Source organism: Streptomyces sp. NPDC003011, from assembly GCF_053591515.1.
Genome location: NZ_JBSFTY010000064.1, coordinates 36616 through 52710 on the forward strand (window position 1 = coordinate 36616; position 16095 = coordinate 52710).

Sequence of the window (16095 nt, forward strand, 5' to 3'; positions counted from 1 at the left end):
GTGAGGAGGCAACCGGTGACGACCGCTGGACCGTCCGTGAAGGGCCGCGCCACCCGGCAGCGTGCCGCTGTGGCGGCGGCGCTCGACGAGGTCGAGGAGTTCCGCAGTGCGCAGGAACTGCACGACATGCTCAAGCACAAAGGCGACTCCGTCGGCCTGACCACGGTCTACCGCACGCTCCAGTCCCTCGCCGACGCCGGCGAGGTCGACGTTCTGCGCACCTCCGACGGCGAGTCGGTCTACCGCCGCTGCTCCACCGGCGAGCACCACCACCACCTGGTCTGCCGCGTCTGCGGCAAGGCCGTCGAGGTCGAGGGCCCGGCGGTGGAGACGTGGGCGGACGCCATCGCGGCGGAACACGGGTTCGTGAACGTGGCGCACACGGTGGAGATCTTCGGCACGTGCGAGGACTGCGCGCGGGCTTCCTAGCCGCCGTGTCCGCCGTTTTCCCGCCGTGTTCCCGGCGTTTTCCCGCCGTGTTCAGGGGGCCGGAGGGCGCCGTATCGAGGTTTTCTCCGTGGGCTGGGCCCTGGGACACCGCGTCTGTTGACTGGTGGCTCCCCGAAAGGAGTCACGGTATGACATCAGTGAAGACGAGGACGCAGCGGAAGGCGGCCACGGCGATGGCCGTCCTCGCGGGCGGCCTGGCGCTGGCGGCGGCGCCTCAGGCCCCGGCGGCAGCGGCGGATCCCGTGCCCAGTTGCGTCGGTACCGACGTGATCCCCGAGGTGTTCGGCTTCATGGGCGTCACGATCACCAACAACTGCGCGGACGAGCAGCGGGTGAAGGCGACCTTCGCGGTGGTCTACTCGTCCGGACCGCAGCCCCAGTGTCATGTCCTGCAACCGGGTCAGGCAGTCAACCAGTGGGTCAAGCCGTCCGGTCTCTTCATCAACGAATTCCTCGGCCTGGTCCCCTGCTGAGCCCCGTCCCCGCCGGGTGAGGCGGGGACGGGTGACGCCCGTTCCCGCCTGCCCGCCCGCCTGGGGCCCGTCCCGCCGTCCCCGTCCGGCTGTCCGGCTAGCCCTCCGTCCGGCCCTCCATGGCCAGCAGCTCCTCGTTCGGGGTCGCCCCGCCGTACCGCCGGTCCCGGGACGCGAACTCCACGCACGCGCGCCACAGGTCACGCCGGTCGAAGTCGGGCCACAGGACGTTCTGGAAGACCAGCTCGGCGTACGCGCTCTGCCAGAGCAGGTAGTTGGACGTGCGCTGCTCGCCGCTGGGCCTCAGGAAGAGGTCCACGTCCGGCATGTCCGGGTAGTACAGGTACTTCTGGATGGTCTTCTCGCTGACCTTCGACGGGTCGAGCCGCCCCGCCTTCACGTCCTGCGCGATGGCCTGCATCGCATCCGCGAGCTCGGCCCGGCCGCCGTAGTTCATGCAGAAGTACAGCGTCAGCCTGTCGTTGTCCTTGGTCTGCTCCTGCGCGATCTGGAGCTCCTTGGCCACCGACTTCCACAGCCGGGGCATCCGCCCCACCCAGCGCACCCGGATCCCCAGCTCGTCGAGCTGGTCGCGGGTCTTGCGGATGAAGTCGCGGTTGAAGTTCATCAGGAAGCGCACCTCGTCCGGCGAGCGCTTCCAGTTCTCGGTGGAGAAGGCGTACAGCGAGATCGCCCCGACGCCCATCTCGATGCCGCCCTGGAGCACGTCCAGCACGCGTTCGGCGCCGACCTTGTGCCCCTCCGTACGCGGCAGTCCGCGCTCCTTGGCCCAGCGTCCGTTCCCGTCCATGACGATCGCCACGTGGTGGGGGACCAGCTCGCCCGGGAGCTTCGGCGGACGGGCCCCCGACGGGTGCGGCTCCGGCGTCCTGTACTCGCGGCGCTGGCGCCCCAGGATCCCGCGTACGGCCATGTGCTTCTCGTCTCCCTCTTACTTCCGACGTACCACTTCTCGGCGCCCTGCTTCGCTGCGCCCTGCTACTCGACGCCCCGCTTCTCGGCGCCCTACTTCTCGACGTACCGAAGCGAGCGCAGCCCGCGCTCCAGATGCCAGTGCAGATAGGCGGACACCAGCCCGCTCCCCTCCCGCACGTACCGCGGCTCGCACGCGTCCGCGGTGTCCCAGTCTCCCGTAAGCAGCGCCCCGAGGAGTTCCAGGGTCTGCGGCGACGGTACGACACTCCCCGCCACCCGGCAGTCCGCGCAGACCGTCCCCCCGGACGCCACCGAGAAGAACCGGTTCGGCCCGGGCATGCCGCACTTCGCGCAGTCGCCGAAGCTGGGCGCGTACCCGTTGACGGCGAGGGAGCGCAGCAGGAAGGCGTCCAGGACGAGGTGCGGGGCGTGCTCGCCGCGGGCGAGCGTCCGCAGCGCCCCGACGAGCAGCAGATACTGCTGCACCGCCGGCTCGCCCTCGTGGTCGGTGAACCGCTCGGCGGTCTCCAGCATCGCGGTGCCCGCGGTGTAGCGCGCGTAGTCCGCGGCGATCCCGCTCCCGTACGGCGCGATGGTCTCGCTCTGCGTACACAGCGGCAGCCCGCGGCCGATCAGCTCACTGCCCCGCGCGAAGAACTGCACGTCGACGTGGGAGAAGGGTTCGAGCCGCGCCCCGAACTTCGACTTGGTCCGGCGTACCCCGCGGGCCACGGCCCGTACCCGTCCGTGACCCCGCGTGAGCAACGTGATGATCCGGTCCGCCTCACCCAGCTTCTGGGTGCGCAGCACGATGCCGTCGTCGCGGAACAGACTCATGGCACCCATTCTCGCCTACCGCGAGCGGGCTCCGTGCTTCACGGGGACGCTTCGACGCGTCCGGCACCGCTTCAAGGCACCTCGCCGCGACTGCGTGCGTTGGCGTACGCCGTCGCCGCGCTCAGCCGCTCGGCCGTGGTGGCCCGGCGCACGGCGTCCGGCTCGGCGTCCCACTCCCGGCCGCCCCCGTACGGTCTCAGTTGCACATACGGCCCCTCGTGCCCCATCACGATCCCGACCCTTCCCGTCCGGGTGTCCACGGCGTACGACCCGACCGGAGGCTTCACCGCAGCGCCGCCGCGAGCCGCCGCACGGTCTCCACGGAACACCGCCCCAATTCGACGAGCGGACAGGGCACCTCCCGCGCAAGACTCACCGGGTCGAGCCCGAGTGACGGAAGTGTAATTCCCGCGATAAGGAGTGCCGCGCGCAATTCTTTCACCGTGTCCTCCGCTTCTTCGACGCAGAGCGCCGAGTGCCGTGCTTCCACCGTGTTCCCCTTCCTTTTGGAGTTTCACTCTTCTCCGCTCCACCATGCCCTTCTACGCCTACACTCGGCAGGAGTCTGTGCACTACAAGTGCGGGTCAGCGGAGGGTGGTTGGCTGTGGCCAATGGTTCACGGCAGGCGGTCTGGGAGTTCTTCGGGGCAGAGCTGAAGCGGAGAAGGGAGGACGCGGGGATCACTCAAGTGGAGCTGGGCTTACGGGTTTTCGTGTCCGGCGGGTACATCGGGCAGTTCGAACAGGCTATTCGGAAACCACAATTGGATGTCGCGCAACGGATTGACGAGGCGCTGCAAACCGACGGTATTTTCGAGCGGCTGTGCCGGAAGCTCATCGATGATCCCCGGTATGCGGATTACTTCGCGAAGGTGGCGGAGCTGGAGCGGCTGGCCACGGAGATCTGCGAGTTCGCGCCGGCGCTGGTGCCGGGCCTGTTGCAGACGGCGGAGTACGCACGAGCGATCACACTCGCGATGAACCCGTTCGCACCGGACGAGTACATCGAGGAGAAGGTGTCCGGCCGCATGGAGCGGGCGCTGATCCTGAGCGACGCTGCACGCCCCGTGTATTGGGTGATCCTGCACGAGAACGTGGTACGGATCCCGGTGGGCGGGGCGGCGGTGATGGCCGAGCAGCTGGAACGTATCGCCGGGCTCGCGCGTGAGCGGCGGGTGCTCGTGCAGGTGCTGCCCTACGCGGCTGGCGCGTACACCGTGATGACCGGGGACCTGCGGCTCATGGAGTTCGAGGACGCACCGCCGACGGCCTATACAGAAGCCGTGTATTCGGGGAACCTCCTTGACGATCCGGCCGTGGTGAAGACGGCGCAGTCGGCATACGATCAGCTCAGGGCCGCCGCGTTGTCACCGAAGGCGTCCCTGGCTCTGATCCAGTCGGCGGCGGAGGACCACAGACAATGCGCGAGTATGACCTGACCCAAGCACACTGGCGCAAGAGCACGTTCAGCGACGGCAATGGGGGCAACTGCGTCGAGATCGCGTACGACTTCCCGGGCGCCGCCCGCTGGCGCAAGAGCACCTACAGCAACGGTGAAGGCGGTAGCTGCGTCGAGGTCGCCGACGGAGTCCCCGGTGTCGTTCCGGTCCGGGACAGCAAGGTGGACGGTGGGCCGGTGCTGGTGATCGGCGCGGGCGCCTGGACGGAGTTCGTCCGCACCGTCAGGGACCGTCGGGGGTAAACCCCCACAGACAACGGCAACGCCTGCGGTCGGCCCGGACTTGACCGCTCCCGCCGATCGTCGAAGACGTCACCGGGGCAGACCGGTCAGGCGGCTCCGAATCGCCGCACGTACCGCGCCTGCCACGGCGTCTCCACCGCGTGCCGGTCGTACCGCTCGCGCACGTAGGCGACGGCCTCCTTCGGCGGTACGCCGTCCAGGACCGCGAGACACGCCAGCGCCGTCCCCGTACGCCCCCGGCCGCCGCCGCAGGCGAGTTCCACCCGTTCGCAGGCGGCTCGCTCCCAGGCCTCGGTCAGGATCAGGCGGGCGGCCGTCCGGTCCGCGGGCAGCCGGAAGTCGGGCCAGCGGAGCCAGCGGGACTCCCAGGAGACCTCGGGAGGCCGCCCGCCGAGGAGATAGACACCGTACGACGGGGCCTGCGCGCCCGGTCCGAGGGGGCGACGCAGGCCGCGCCCCCGCACCAGCCGTCCCGACGGAAGCCGCAGGATCCCGGCGGCGCCCTCGTCCCACCGCTCCCCGTCCACCGCGTTCCGGCCGCTGTCCGCGCTCTGTCCACTCGTCACGGGAACATTCGAACCCAGTGCCGGATCCCGGGCAACCGATTCCGCCGCATCGGTGGTCTGGAGGGCGAGGGAGGGTGCTTGATGCAGGCCGAACTGGTCGGCGCCCAGCTCGTGCGGGGCGGGCGTCCGGTCGCCCTGTACGGTGGCCGGATCGTCGACGAGGAGCCCCCGCCACCGAGGAGCCTTCATGACCTTGCCCGCCCCGCTGACCGGTGTGATCCCGCCCGTCTGCACGCCCCTGACTCCGGAGCGCGAGGTGGACGTCCCCTCGCTGCTCCGGCTCGTCGACCACCTGGTGGCGGGCGGGGTGCACGGACTGTTCGTGCTGGGCACGTCGTCCGAGGCCGCGTATCTGACGGACCGGCAGCGCGGGCTGGTCGTGCGGACCGTGGCCGGCCATGTCGGCGGCGAACTCCCGGTGCTGGCCGGGGCGATCGACATGACGACGCCCCGGGTGCTGGACCACGTACGCGAGGTGACGGCGGCGGGTGCGCAAGCGGTGGTCGTGTGCGCCCCCTTCTACACCCGCACCCACCCGGCCGAGATCGCCCGCCACTACCGCCTGGTCGCGGCGGCCAGTCCGGTCCCCGTCCTCGCCTACGACCTCCCGGTGGCCGTCCACACCAAGCTCCCCGGCGAGGTGGTCCTGGAACTCGCCGCCGAGGGAGTCCTCGCCGGCCTCAAGGACTCCAGCGGCGACCTGGCGGGCTTCCGCGCGGTCGTCTCCGGCGCCCGGGCCCACCCCGGCACCACCGGCTTCAGCGTGCTGACCGGCTCCGAACTCATCGCCGACGCGGCCCTCGCGGTGGGGGCGCACGGGGCGGTGCCCGGACTGGCCAACGTGGATCCCCACGGGTACGTCCGCCTGCACCGCCTGGGCCGGGACGGTGACTGGGCGGGGGCGCGCGCCGAACAGGAGCGGCTGTGTGCGCTGTTCGGCATGGTGGATGTGGGGGACGCGGGGCGGATGGGGGCCAGTTCGTCGGCCCTGGGCGCGTTCAAGGCGGCACTGTGGCTGCGGGGAGTCATCGACTGCCCGGTGACCGCGGAGCCCCAGGTTCCGCTGTCCGAGGCGGAGGTGGAGCGGGTGGGCGGGTTCCTCACGGCGGCGGGCCTGCTGTGACGCCGACGGGCCTGTTGTGACGCCGACACGGCTGTTGTGACGCCGGCGGGCCCTCGCTCGTCACCCGTTCCCCGGTGTCACCACCCCCGACTCGTAGGCCACCACGACCAGTTGTGCCCGGTCCCGGGCCCCCAGCTTCCCCATGATCCGGCTGACGTGCGTCTTCGCGGTCAGCGGACTGAGCCCCAGCGTCTGCGCGATCTCCGTGTTGTTGAGCCCGCGCCCCACCAGCGCGAGCACCTCCCGCTCCCGTTCCGACAGGCACTCGGGCCCGCCGCCGGCCACCGGCCCCGCCGGGCTGCGCAGGAACCGTGCGATCAGCCGGGCGGTGGGGCCCGGTGACAGCAGGGCGTCGCCGGCCGCCACCGTGCGGATCGCGTCGAGGAGTTCGGCCGGCCGGGTGTCCTTCACCAGGAACCCGGAGGCCCCGGCGCGCAGCGCCTCGACGATGTTCTCGTCGGTGTCGTAGGTGGTGAGGACCAGCACCTTCACCCCGGCCAGGTCCTCCTCGGCGGCGATCAGCCGGGTCGCCTCGATGCCGTCCAGGTCGGGCATGCGGATGTCCATCACCACGAGGTCGGCGCGCTCGCTGCGGGCCAGCCGCACGGCCTCCCGCCCGGTGCCCGCCTGCCCGACCACCTCCATGTCCCGCGCCGACTCGACGAGCATCGCGAACGCCTCCCGTACAAGGGTCTGGTCGTCGGCGAGCAGTACACGGATGGTCATCCGGTTCCCCCTCCAGGCATGACGGACGCGAGCGGCAGGACCGCCCTCACCTCGAAGCCGCCCCCGGCCCGCGGTCCGGCGTCGAGTGTGCCACCGACGCTGCGGGCCCGCTCTCGCATGCCGACGAGCCCGAAACCGGGGGTGCCGCCGGGGGCGGGCCCGGTGCCGTCGTCGGTGACCGCGAGGCACAGGGCCCCTTCCGCCTCGTCCAGCTCGACGCGTACGGCGGGTTCGGGGCCCGCGTGCCGTACCGCGTTGGTGAGCGCCTCCTGGACGATGCGGTAGGCGGCGGCGCCCACGGCGGGCGGGGCCCGGTGGACCCGTACGCGCTGCTCGACGCGGGCGCCCGCGAGCCGCGCGGCCTCCACCAGGTCGGTCAGTCCGCCGAGGCCGGGCAGCGGGCCGCGCGTCTCGCCGTGGTCCGAGGCCCGCAGCACCTCCAGGGTCGTGCGCAGTTCACCGCGCGCGGTGCGGCAGGTGTCGGCGATGTCGTCGAGGGCCTTGGCGACGCTCTCCCGGTCCAGGCGTGCGGGGTCGGCGGACAGGACGTGCGCGGCGACACTCGTCTGCACACCGATCAGCGTGATGGTGTGCGCCAGCAGGTCGTGCAGGTCGCGGGCGATCCGCAGCCGCTCCTCGGCGACCCGCCGGCGGGCCTCCTCCTCGCGGGTGCGTTCGGCGCGCTCGGCGCGCTCGACGATGGAGGCGACGTACTGGCGGTAGAAGCGGACGTCGACGCCGAAGAAGAGGCAGGCGATCACCCAGCCGGAGATGCGGAGCAGTTCGACGGCCTGGTGGGCGTTGACGGTGAGCATCACGCTCAGGGAGATCCCGAGCACGGTGACGCCGGTCAGGACCGTGCGCAGGGGGCGGCCGGTGACGGCGACCGTGTACAGGGCGACGTAGGAGGCCGGGGTCGGCGCCAGGTGGTTGAGGTCGAGCGCGTGGTACGGCACCACGCACACCACCCCGGCGGCCAGCACCAGGAGCGGACGGCTGCGCCGCCAGACGAGCACCGCATGGGCCGCGAGCAGCAGGGCCCAGCCGAGCGGGCCGGGTGTCCGCGCCGGGTCGCCGAGGAGGGCGACGGCCGTGGCGAGCGCCGCGAGGCCCGCCGCGAGCAGCGCGTCGTTGCGTGTCCGGTGGGGCGCGGTCAGCGGATCACGGTTGATCGCCGCCATGATCCGCTCGCCCCGCCGGGGCCGCTGGGCCGTTCTGGTCGCCTGCACGGGCCCATCCTCCGGGAGGAGGGCGCCCTTCCGGGAGGGGAAGGGCGCCCGGCCACTCACACCGGCTCCGGCTGGCGCTCCTGCCGTACCGGCGGCTCCGGCGCCCGCGACAGCCGTCCCGGCCACCACACCGCCCGCCGCAGCGCCACGCTCGCGCTGGTGACCAGGTAGGTGCGGACCAGGAACGTGTCCAGCAGCACGCCCACCGCGATGACGAAGCCCAGTTCCACGAGGGGGACGAGCGGCATGCTGGTGAGCACCGCGAAGGTCGCGGCGAGGACCAGCCCGGCGGAGGCGATCACCCCGCCCGTCGTACGCAGCGCGGTGAGCGCGGCGGCGACCGGTTCGGCGCCGTTCAGGGACTCCTCGCGCATCCGGTGCATCAGGAAGATGCCGTAGTCGACGCCCAGCGCCACCAGGAACACGAAGGACAGCAGGCCGAGTCCCGGGTCGGTGCCCTCGAAGCCGAAGACCGGTCCGAAGACGAGGCCGCCGATCCCGAGGGCGGCGCCCCACACCGCGACCACGGCGGCCACCAGGAGCAGCGGCGCGACCAGCGACCGCAGCAGCGCGATCAGGATCAGCAGGACCGAGACGAGCACCAGCGGGACGACGGTCATCCGGTCGCGGGCGTTGGTGTCCTTCAGGTCCAGCTGTTCGGCGCTGGGCCCGCCGACGTAGGAGCCGTCGAGCCGGTCGCGCAGAGCCTCGATGGTGGCGGTCTCGCCCGCCGACTGGGGCGCGGAGACGGCGACGACCGAGATCTCCGTCCAGCCGTCGCCGCTGCGGCCCCGCTCGGCGCTGTCGACGCCCTGCGTGTCACGGACCTCGGCCAGGGTCGCGTCGGCCCGGTCGGTGGGCGCGATGACGGTGAGGGGCTGGGTGCCGCGCCCGGGGTAGGCGGCGGCGAGGGTCTCCATGGCGGCGACCGCGTCGGGCTTGCTGGTGAAGGAGTCCTCCTGCTTGAGACTGCCGGGCAGGTTCAGCGTGCCGAGCGCGAGCGCGCCGAGCAGGACGGCTCCGCCGGCGAGCACGGTCAGCGGCCGGCGGCCGGCGGAGCCGCCCATCGCCGTGAACAGCGACCGGCGCGCCTTGGGCGTGCTGCCGTAGCGCGGCACCAGCGGCCAGAAGACGCGGCGGCCCAGCAGGACGAGGACCGCGGGCAGCAGGGTCAGCATCGCGAGGAGCGCGCACAGCACGCCCACCGTGCCCAGCGGCCCCATGCCCCGGCTGGAGTTGAGGTCGGCGGCGAGCAGGCACAGCAGCCCGGCGGCGACGGTCCCGGAGGAGGCGAGCACGGCCGGCCCGCAGCCGCGCAGGGCGGCGGCCATGGCGTCGTACGGTCGCTCGATACGCCGCAGTTCCTCGCGGTAGCGGGCGACGAGCAGCAGCGCGTAGTCGGTGCCCGCGCCGAACACGAGGATGGTCATGATGCCGGAGCTCTGGCCGGACACGGACGTCCCGAACCCCTGGTGGAGCCCGTACGCCACGCCCATCGACAGGTAGTCGGCGAGCCCCGCGACGGCGAGCGGCACGAGCCACAGGAACGGGCTGCGGTAGATGATGACCAGCAGCAGCGCGACGACCGCGGCGGTGGTGTAGAGCAGCGGCCCGTCGAGCGAGTTGTAGACCTCGCTCGCGTCGGTGGCCAGCGCCCCCTCGCCCCCGACGTCGACGCTCAGCCCGTCCGCGCCCCGGGCGACCTCCCGTACGCCGTTGACGAGCGCGTCACGGGCCTTCTCGTCGGTGCCGGGCTCGGTGCTGGCGATCGGGTACATCAGGGTGGTGCCGTCCTCGGACGGGACGCCCTGCGGCTCGCCGGTGAGCCGGTGCCCGTCCGCGATCCGCTCGATCTGCCGGGCGGCGGTCGCCCGGTCGGCGCCGGTCAGCCCGCCGTCCCGGTGGTAGACGACCACCATCGCGGTGGCCTCCCCGCCGGGCAGCCGCTCCTGGATCTTCGCGACCTGGGTGGAGTCGGCGCTCGCCGGCAGATAGTCCACGGCCCGGTCCCGCTGCACGTCCGACAGCTGCGCCGCGAACGGTGACACGAGCACCAGCAGCCCGGTCCACAACCCGAGCACCAGCCAGGGCACGGCTCCGCGCCGCCCCGATGTACGTGTCCTTACGGCCCCCATGTGGCGGGCCTCCCTCCGGTCCGGGTGTCTGGGTCGCTTCCAGACTCCCGGCGGGGAGGGGGCCAGTCGTCGGGCGGGAGGGCGAGCCGGGGGGTACTGCGCAGGGTGACAGGCCGCCGTCACTGCTCCCCGGGGAGTAGGGGCGGCGGCGGACTACGAGGGCGTGCGCGCGGCCGCCAGCAGCCGTGTCACGTCGTCCGCGCAGATCGTCAGCGCGGACCCCACGGTCGTCAGGACATCGCGTTCGGCGGGGGTGTAGGGGCCGTCGGCGAGGGCGATACGGGCGCCCTGCAAGAGGATCGACTCGCGGCCGGCGGGGGCGAGGTGCGCGGCGAGCGGGTCGAGGGCCTCGTGCAGCTCTATGGCCAGGCCGGCTCCGCAGGGGCGGTCGTAGACCCGGCCGGTGTCCGCGGCGAGCGCGTCCACGAGGGCGCTCAGCTGCTCCTCGGTGCAGTCGTCGAAGCCGGCGGCGCGGACCGCGGCGGCCGCGGTCTCCAGGGCCGTACGGGAGCAGGTGCCGCCCGCGGCGAGGACCGCGAGGGCGACGGTGTGCACGGCGTCGCGGAGCATCGCGGAGAAGCGGGTGGTGGTCGGGTGGTCGAGGACGTCGGTGCCGAAGTGGCGGCGGCAGGCGGCGCACTCGACGACCGGGCCGGTCTCGCCGCGCGGGACGACGGGCACGCCGAGGAAGGTGAAGCGGCGGCGCCCGGTGAGCCGCTGGTAGTTGCGGTCTCCTCCGCAGCCCGGGCAGAAGAACTCGCCGTCCCCGACGGTCGTCCACGCGGTACGGGTGCCCAGGAGGCGCACAGGCCTGACGGCACGGCCGTTTGGTCCCCGTCCTGGCAGCACGTCGCACCTCCGTAACCACGCGGCAACATCGCCGCGCTTGCGTGATGTTAGCCACATCCGTGAGGTGGAGTCAGTACCCCGGAGGAGACCTTTCCGTGACCTCCACAGGGAATGGCCGGTATACGACGGGACCCCGCCCGCCCCTTCCAGGGCGAACGGGGTCACAAACCGCCGGTCAGGCTGGTCAGCGGGAAGCGCGGTTGACGGCGGAGACGACCGCCTTCAGCGACGCACGTGTCGTGTTCGCGTCGATGCCGATTCCCCACAGAACCTTGCCGTCGATCGCGCATTCGATGTACGAGGCGGCCTGCGCGGAGGCGCCCTCGCTCATCGTGTGCTCCTGGTAGTCCAGCAGGCGGGCGTCGATGCCGACGCCCTGCAGCGCGTGGAAGAACGCGGAGATCGGACCGTTGCCGGTGCCCACCAGGGTGGTCTCGACGCCGTCCACCTCGGCCTCGACGGTGAGGGTGTCGACGCCGTCCTTGTCCGTGGTCGACTGGCCGTTCCTGACCTGGATGCGGCCCCACGGGTTCTGGGGGTTGGGCAGGTACTCGTCCTGGAAGGTCGCCCAGATGGCACCGCCGGTGACCTCGCCGCCCTCGGCGTCCGTCTTGGCCTGGATGATCTTCGAGAACTCGATCTGCATCCGGCGCGGCAGGTCCAGCTTGTGGTCGTTCTTCAGGACGTACGCGATCCCGCCCTTGCCGGACTGCGAGTTGACCCGGATGACCGCCTCGTAGGAGCGGCCGACGTCCTTCGGGTCGATCGGCAGGTACGGCACCGCCCACTCGATGTCGTCGACGGTGACGCCCTTGGCGGCCGCGTCGGCCTCCATCGCGTCGAAGCCCTTCTTGATGGCGTCCTGGTGGGAGCCGGAGAAGGATGTGTAGACCAGGTCGCCCACGTACGGGTGGCGCGGGTGGACCTCCATCTGGTTGCAGTACTCCCACGTACGACGGATCTCGTCGATGTCGGAGAAGTCGATCTGCGGGTCGACGCCCTGGGAGAACAGGTTCATGCCCAGGGTGACCAGGTCGACGTTGCCGGTGCGCTCGCCCTGCCCGAACAGGCAGCCCTCGACGCGGTCGGCGCCGGCCATCAGCGCCAGCTCGGCGGCGGCGACGGCGGTCCCGCGGTCGTTGTGCGGGTGGACGGAGACGCAGACGAACTCGCGGCGGGAGAGGTTGCGGCTCATCCACTCGAAGCGGTCCGCGTGCGTGGACGGCGTCGAACGCTCCACGGTGGCGGGCAGGTTGAGGATGATCTCGCGGCCCGGGCCGGGCTGCCAGACGTCCATGACCGCCTCGCAGACCTCCAGCGCGAAGTCCAGCTCGGTGTCGGTGAAGATCTCGGGGCTGTACTGGTAGCCGAACTCCGTCTCCGGGCCCAGCAGCTTCTCCGCGTACTCCATCACCAGCCGGGTGCCGTCGACGGCGATCTGCTTGATGTCGTCCTTGGAACCGCGGAAGACGACCCGGCGGAAGACGGGGGCGGTGGCGTTGTACAGGTGCACGGTGGCGCGCTTGGCGCCCTTCAGGGACTCCACGGTCCGCTCGATCAGGTCCTCGCGGGCCTGGGTCAGTACGGAGACGGTGACGTCGTCGGGGATGGCCCCCGGCTCCTCGATGATGGAGCGGACGAAGTCGAAGTCCGTCTGCCCCGACGCGGGGAAGCCGACCTCGATCTCCTTGTAGCCCATCTTGACCAGCTGGTCGAACATCCGGCGCTTTCGCTCGGGCGACATCGGGTCGATCAGCGCCTGGTTGCCGTCACGCAGGTCCGTGGAGAGCCAGCGGGGGGCGACGGTGATCCGGTTGTCCGGCCAGGTGCGGTCCGGGATGTCGACCTGGTCGTACCGGCCGTACTTGTGGATCGGCATGGACGTGGGCTGCTGGCGGTTCGCCATGATGCGGGGCTCCTCGAAGGCGGGTCCTGAAGGACGGCCGACGGCGCAAACGCCAGAACTCCGCGGGGAGGGGGTCGGCCTCGGTTACAGGCCCTCGCCGCGGCAGCTAAGGAGAAGCAGCCCGAAACGCATGATGCACAGCATGCTAGCCGAGCCGCGCCGGATACGCGGGCCTGTATCAGTATGCGGGACCCCGGGGAGCAAGGGGACAAAAAGTGCGCCATACCACTTCGCTACAGACCGTGAGGGCCGTGTCCGCACATTTCACCAATCATGGTTGCGGGTGGTGACACCGACATGACTCAGTGCAAGGGTGCCCGGCATGACGACCCACGGGGGCTTCGAGCCCGTCTTCTGCACCGTCGTACCGCCACACGTCCTCGACGAGCTGGCCCGCAGCGACGACCCCGCACTCTCCGGTCCCGCCCGGCGCACCCTGATGCGCGACAGCGAGCTGCGCGGCCGGCGCCGCGTGACCACCGAGTTCCGCCTCGCGGCGGCGCCGACGGCGAAGGCACCGTCGGACCGGCCGCTGCGCACCGTCTACGACGCCGGGCGCGGGACCGTCCTGCCCGGCACCAAGGTCCGCGGCGAGGGCTCCGAACCCGGCCGGGACGCCACGGTCAACCGCGCCTACTCCGGCCTCGGCGCCACCTTCGATCTCTTCCTCAAAATCTACGGGCGCCACTCGATCGACGGCGACGGCCTGCCGCTGGACGCCACCGTCCACTACGACGAGGACTACGGCAACGCCTTCTGGAACGGCGAGCAGATGGTGTTCGGCGACGGTGACGGCGAGATCTTCCTCGACTTCACCATCCCGATCGACGTCATCGGCCACGAACTGGCCCACGGCGTCACGCAGTACACGGCGAACCTCACGTACTTCGGCCAGCCGGGCGCCCTGAACGAGTCGATGTCCGACGTCTTCGGCTCGCTCATCAAGCAGTACACGCTCGGCCAGACCGCCGCCGAGGCCGACTGGCTGATCGGCGCGGGCCTGCTCGCCCCGAGCGTCACCGGCAAGGCCCTGCGCTCCATGAAGGAGCCGGGCAGCGCGTACGACGACGACGTCCTCGGCAAGGACCCGCAGCCCGCGACGATGGACGACTTCGTCCGCACCGGCCGCGACAACGGCGGCGTCCACATCAACTCCGGCATCCCCAACCACGCGTTCTACCTGGCCGCCACCGCCCTCGGCGGCCACGCCTGGGAGAAGGCGGGCCGGATCTGGTACGACGTCCTGACCGGCGGCGAGCTGTCGGAGCGGGCCCTCTTCACCGACTTCGCCACCCTGACCGTCAAGGCCGCGCGGGAGCGCTTCGGCGACGGCGGCGAGGAACTCCAGGCCGTGCAGAAGGCGTGGGAGCAGGTCGGGGTGCGCATTCTCTGACTCCGTACTAGACAGGGACCCATGCGTATTCAGGTGCGGCGCACGGGCGGGTTCGCGGGCATCGAGCGGCATGCCGAGGTGGACACCTCGGGGCGGCCCGATGCCCACGAGTGGCACGCCCTGGCCGAGAGGGCACTCGCCGACGGCCGGGGCACACCGCCCATCGGGGTACCGGACGGCTTCGGCTACCAGATCACCGTGGACGCGAGGACGGTGTACGCGGCCGACCCCCGGCTCACGGAGGAGCAGCGCGCGCTGATCTCACGGGTGCTGAAGGAAGGCGCCTAACCGGTTGTTCACGCCCGCCCGTTGACTTCCGTTCCCGCTGGTACGGATGATCCGGCGCATGGCGACCAACCCCCTTCCCCAGTTCCCGGCCGGCTTCCTGTGGGGCGTCTCGACCTCGGCCCATCAGATCGAGGGCGCGGCGGACGCGCGCGAGCCGTCCGTCTGGGACGCCTTCTCGGCCGAGCCGGGACGGGTCAAGGACGGCTCGACGGCGGCGGTGGCCTGCGACCACTACCACCGCTACCGCGAGGACGTGGCGCTCCTGGCCGGCCTCGGCGTGGACGCGTACCGCTTCTCCGTCTCCTGGCCGCGGGTCCGCGCCGAGGGCGGTCTCGACTTCTACGACCGCCTGGTGGACGAGCTGTGCGCGGCGGGCGTGCGGCCGGTGCCGACGCTCTTCCACTGGGACCTGCCGGTGGCCTTCGACTGGCTCGAACGGGACACCGCCTCGCACTTCGCCGAGTACGTGTCCGTCGTGGCCGGCCGCCTCGGGGACCGCGTGGACAAGTGGATCACGATCAACGAGCCGGCCGAACACACCCTGTTCGGGCACGCGCTGGGCGCCCACGCGCCGGGCAAGCGGCTCATGTTCGACGCGCTCCCGGCGGCCCACCACCAGCTCCTGGCCCACGGCCTCGCGGTACGGGCCCTGCGCGCGGCCGGCGCCGGCGACATCGGCATCGCCAACTCGCACGGGCCGACCTGGCCGGCGTCGGCGGACCCGGCGGACGTGGAGGCGGCCGGTTTCCACGACCTGCTGCTGAACCGCCTGTTCGCGGACCCGGTCCTGCTGGGCGCATACCCGCAGGGCCTGGGCGAGTTGATGCCGGGCGACGTGGCGGCGGACCTCAAGGTCATCGGGGAGCCGCTGGACTGGTACGGGATCAACTACTACGCGCCGACCCGGGTGGGCGCGCCCGAAGGCGCCGACATCGAGTTCGGCGGTCTCACCATCCCCGCCGAACTCCCTTTCTCCGTGCGGCAGATCGAGGGCGTCCCGGTGACGGACTTCGGCTGGCCGGTGGTCCCGGCGGGCCTGACCGAACTCCTCACCGCCTTCCACGACCGCTACGGCGACCGCCTCCCGCCCGTCGTCATCACCGAGAACGGCTGCTCGTACGAGGGCGTGGACGACCCGCTCCGGATCACCTACCTCGACGGCCACCTCCGCGCCCTCCACGAGGCCCTGGAGGCCGGCGTGGACGTCCGCGGCTACTTCGTGTGGTCCCTCCTCGACAACTTCGAGTGGGCCGAGGGCTACGCCCGCCGCTTCGGCCTGGTCCACGTGGACTACGAGACGCTGAAGCGGACACCGAAGGCGTCGTACGACTGGTACCGGGAGGTGCTGCGGGCCCAGCGGTGACGCGGGGGCGGCGGGCGGGCGCATGCGGCCGCCCCGGCCGCCGTATGCTGCCGTGGACGTACGCGCAGGCGAGCAGTGAAGGAGTCCCCGTGAAGGTCGGCTGCATCGGGCTGGGTGAC

At 71.6% G+C, this 16095-nt stretch carries 18 protein-coding genes; 8 read left to right on the forward strand and 10 right to left on the reverse strand.

Features of this window, described 5'->3' with window-relative positions:
- Positions 1–15: 15 nt before the first annotated feature.
- Together ACWD0J_RS28965 and ACWD0J_RS28970 are read left to right on the forward strand one after the other, a co-directional pair.
- On the forward strand, positions 16–429 hold the full coding sequence (locus tag ACWD0J_RS28965) for a Fur family transcriptional regulator (RefSeq protein ID WP_451498792.1): 414 nt from the start codon (positions 16–18) through the stop codon (positions 427–429).
- Positions 430–578: 149 nt separating this feature from the next.
- Positions 579–923, forward strand: coding sequence for a hypothetical protein (locus tag ACWD0J_RS28970; protein ID WP_451498793.1), 345 nt, complete (start codon positions 579–581; stop codon positions 921–923).
- A gap of 97 nt (positions 924–1020) precedes the next feature.
- Here the strand turns inward: ACWD0J_RS28970 and ACWD0J_RS28975 are convergent, their stop codons facing one another.
- The 4 genes from ACWD0J_RS28975 to ACWD0J_RS28990 form a co-directional block, all read right to left on the reverse strand.
- The gene (locus ACWD0J_RS28975; protein ID WP_451498794.1) at positions 1021–1857 is read right to left on the reverse strand and encodes an isoprenyl transferase; all 837 of its coding nucleotides are present in this window, start codon (positions 1855–1857) and stop codon (positions 1021–1023) included.
- 92 nt (positions 1858–1949) lie between these two features.
- The gene (gene recO, locus ACWD0J_RS28980; protein WP_451498795.1) at positions 1950–2696 is read right to left on the reverse strand and encodes a DNA repair protein RecO; all 747 of its coding nucleotides are present in this window, start codon (positions 2694–2696) and stop codon (positions 1950–1952) included.
- Between the two features lie 71 nt (positions 2697–2767).
- Complete coding sequence (locus ACWD0J_RS28985; RefSeq protein ID WP_451498796.1) at positions 2768–2983, reverse strand: hypothetical protein; 216 nt, start codon at positions 2981–2983, stop codon at positions 2768–2770.
- Positions 2980–3186 (reverse strand): hypothetical protein, encoded by a 207-nt coding sequence (locus tag ACWD0J_RS28990; protein ID WP_451498797.1) that lies wholly within the window; start codon positions 3184–3186, stop codon positions 2980–2982. Before ACWD0J_RS28990 ends, ACWD0J_RS28985 begins: the two co-directional genes overlap by 4 nt.
- Before the next feature lie 115 nt (positions 3187–3301).
- Here ACWD0J_RS28990 and ACWD0J_RS28995 point away from each other — a divergent pair, with 115 nt between their 5' ends.
- Together ACWD0J_RS28995 and ACWD0J_RS29000 are read left to right on the forward strand one after the other, a co-directional pair.
- A complete protein-coding gene (locus ACWD0J_RS28995) occupies positions 3302–4135 on the forward strand; it encodes a helix-turn-helix domain-containing protein (protein WP_451498810.1) in 834 nt (277 codons plus the stop codon).
- Entirely contained in the window at positions 4117–4398 is a 282-nt protein-coding gene (locus ACWD0J_RS29000) for a DUF397 domain-containing protein (protein ID WP_451498798.1), read from the forward strand. Before ACWD0J_RS28995 ends, ACWD0J_RS29000 begins: the two co-directional genes overlap by 19 nt.
- 86 nt (positions 4399–4484) lie before the next feature.
- Here the strand turns inward: ACWD0J_RS29000 and ACWD0J_RS29005 are convergent, their stop codons facing one another.
- A complete protein-coding gene (locus tag ACWD0J_RS29005; RefSeq protein ID WP_451498811.1) occupies positions 4485–4925 on the reverse strand; it encodes a protein-tyrosine phosphatase family protein in 441 nt (146 codons plus the stop codon).
- Positions 4926–5151: 226 nt separating this feature from the next.
- On the opposite strand from ACWD0J_RS29005, the gene ACWD0J_RS29010 reads away from it, so the two are divergent.
- Positions 5152–6087, forward strand: coding sequence for a dihydrodipicolinate synthase family protein (locus tag ACWD0J_RS29010; RefSeq protein WP_451498799.1), 936 nt, complete (start codon positions 5152–5154; stop codon positions 6085–6087).
- Between the two features lie 60 nt (positions 6088–6147).
- Here the strand turns inward: ACWD0J_RS29010 and ACWD0J_RS29015 are convergent, their stop codons facing one another.
- From ACWD0J_RS29015 to leuA, 5 genes are all read right to left on the reverse strand, one after another.
- Positions 6148–6813, reverse strand: a complete 666-nt coding sequence (locus ACWD0J_RS29015; RefSeq protein WP_451498800.1) for a response regulator transcription factor — start codon at positions 6811–6813, stop codon at positions 6148–6150.
- Complete coding sequence (locus ACWD0J_RS29020) at positions 6810–8042, reverse strand: sensor histidine kinase (protein ID WP_451498801.1); 1233 nt, start codon at positions 8040–8042, stop codon at positions 6810–6812. Before ACWD0J_RS29020 ends, ACWD0J_RS29015 begins: the two co-directional genes overlap by 4 nt.
- Positions 8043–8098: 56 nt before the next feature.
- Positions 8099–10177, reverse strand: coding sequence for an MMPL family transporter (locus ACWD0J_RS29025; RefSeq protein ID WP_451498802.1), 2079 nt, complete (start codon positions 10175–10177; stop codon positions 8099–8101).
- A gap of 153 nt (positions 10178–10330) precedes the next feature.
- Positions 10331–11026, reverse strand: coding sequence for a TerB family tellurite resistance protein (locus ACWD0J_RS29030; RefSeq protein ID WP_451498803.1), 696 nt, complete (start codon positions 11024–11026; stop codon positions 10331–10333).
- 184 nt (positions 11027–11210) lie between these two features.
- Entirely contained in the window at positions 11211–12932 is a 1722-nt protein-coding gene (leuA, locus tag ACWD0J_RS29035) for a 2-isopropylmalate synthase (RefSeq protein WP_451498804.1), read from the reverse strand.
- A 322-nt stretch (positions 12933–13254) separates the two neighbouring features.
- Between leuA and ACWD0J_RS29040 the strand changes: the two genes are divergently transcribed.
- Genes ACWD0J_RS29040 through ACWD0J_RS29050 form a run of 3 tightly spaced genes read left to right on the forward strand, consistent with a single transcriptional unit; the run spans position 13255 to position 15976 of the window.
- Complete coding sequence (locus ACWD0J_RS29040) at positions 13255–14325, forward strand: M4 family metallopeptidase (protein ID WP_451498805.1); 1071 nt, start codon at positions 13255–13257, stop codon at positions 14323–14325.
- 21 nt (positions 14326–14346) lie between these two features.
- Positions 14347–14613, forward strand: coding sequence for a protealysin inhibitor emfourin (locus tag ACWD0J_RS29045; RefSeq protein ID WP_451498806.1), 267 nt, complete (start codon positions 14347–14349; stop codon positions 14611–14613).
- A 46-nt stretch (positions 14614–14659) separates the two neighbouring features.
- The gene (locus ACWD0J_RS29050) at positions 14660–15976 is read left to right on the forward strand and encodes a GH1 family beta-glucosidase (protein ID WP_451498807.1); all 1317 of its coding nucleotides are present in this window, start codon (positions 14660–14662) and stop codon (positions 15974–15976) included.
- Positions 15977–16095: the final 119 nt, after the last annotated feature.

Excerpts from the sequence above, each read along its gene's own strand:
- ACWD0J_RS28970 (WP_451498793.1), top strand. The coding sequence starts at position 579 with ATGACATCAGTGAAGACGAGGACGCAGCGGAAGGCGGCCACGGCGATG.
- ACWD0J_RS28975 (WP_451498794.1), bottom strand. The coding sequence starts at position 1,857 with ATGGCCGTACGCGGGATCCTGGGGCGCCAGCGCCGCGAGTACAGGACG.
- recO (WP_451498795.1), bottom strand. The coding sequence starts at position 2,696 with ATGAGTCTGTTCCGCGACGACGGCATCGTGCTGCGCACCCAGAAGCTG.
- ACWD0J_RS29000 (WP_451498798.1), top strand. The coding sequence starts at position 4,117 with ATGCGCGAGTATGACCTGACCCAAGCACACTGGCGCAAGAGCACGTTC.
- ACWD0J_RS29010 (WP_451498799.1), top strand. The coding sequence starts at position 5,152 with ATGACCTTGCCCGCCCCGCTGACCGGTGTGATCCCGCCCGTCTGCACG.
- ACWD0J_RS29015 (WP_451498800.1), bottom strand. The coding sequence starts at position 6,813 with ATGACCATCCGTGTACTGCTCGCCGACGACCAGACCCTTGTACGGGAG.
- ACWD0J_RS29025 (WP_451498802.1), bottom strand. The coding sequence starts at position 10,177 with ATGGGGGCCGTAAGGACACGTACATCGGGGCGGCGCGGAGCCGTGCCC.
- leuA (WP_451498804.1), bottom strand. The coding sequence starts at position 12,932 with ATGGCGAACCGCCAGCAGCCCACGTCCATGCCGATCCACAAGTACGGC.
- ACWD0J_RS29040 (WP_451498805.1), top strand. The coding sequence starts at position 13,255 with ATGACGACCCACGGGGGCTTCGAGCCCGTCTTCTGCACCGTCGTACCG.
- ACWD0J_RS29045 (WP_451498806.1), top strand. The coding sequence starts at position 14,347 with ATGCGTATTCAGGTGCGGCGCACGGGCGGGTTCGCGGGCATCGAGCGG.
- ACWD0J_RS29050 (WP_451498807.1), top strand. The coding sequence starts at position 14,660 with ATGATCCGGCGCATGGCGACCAACCCCCTTCCCCAGTTCCCGGCCGGC.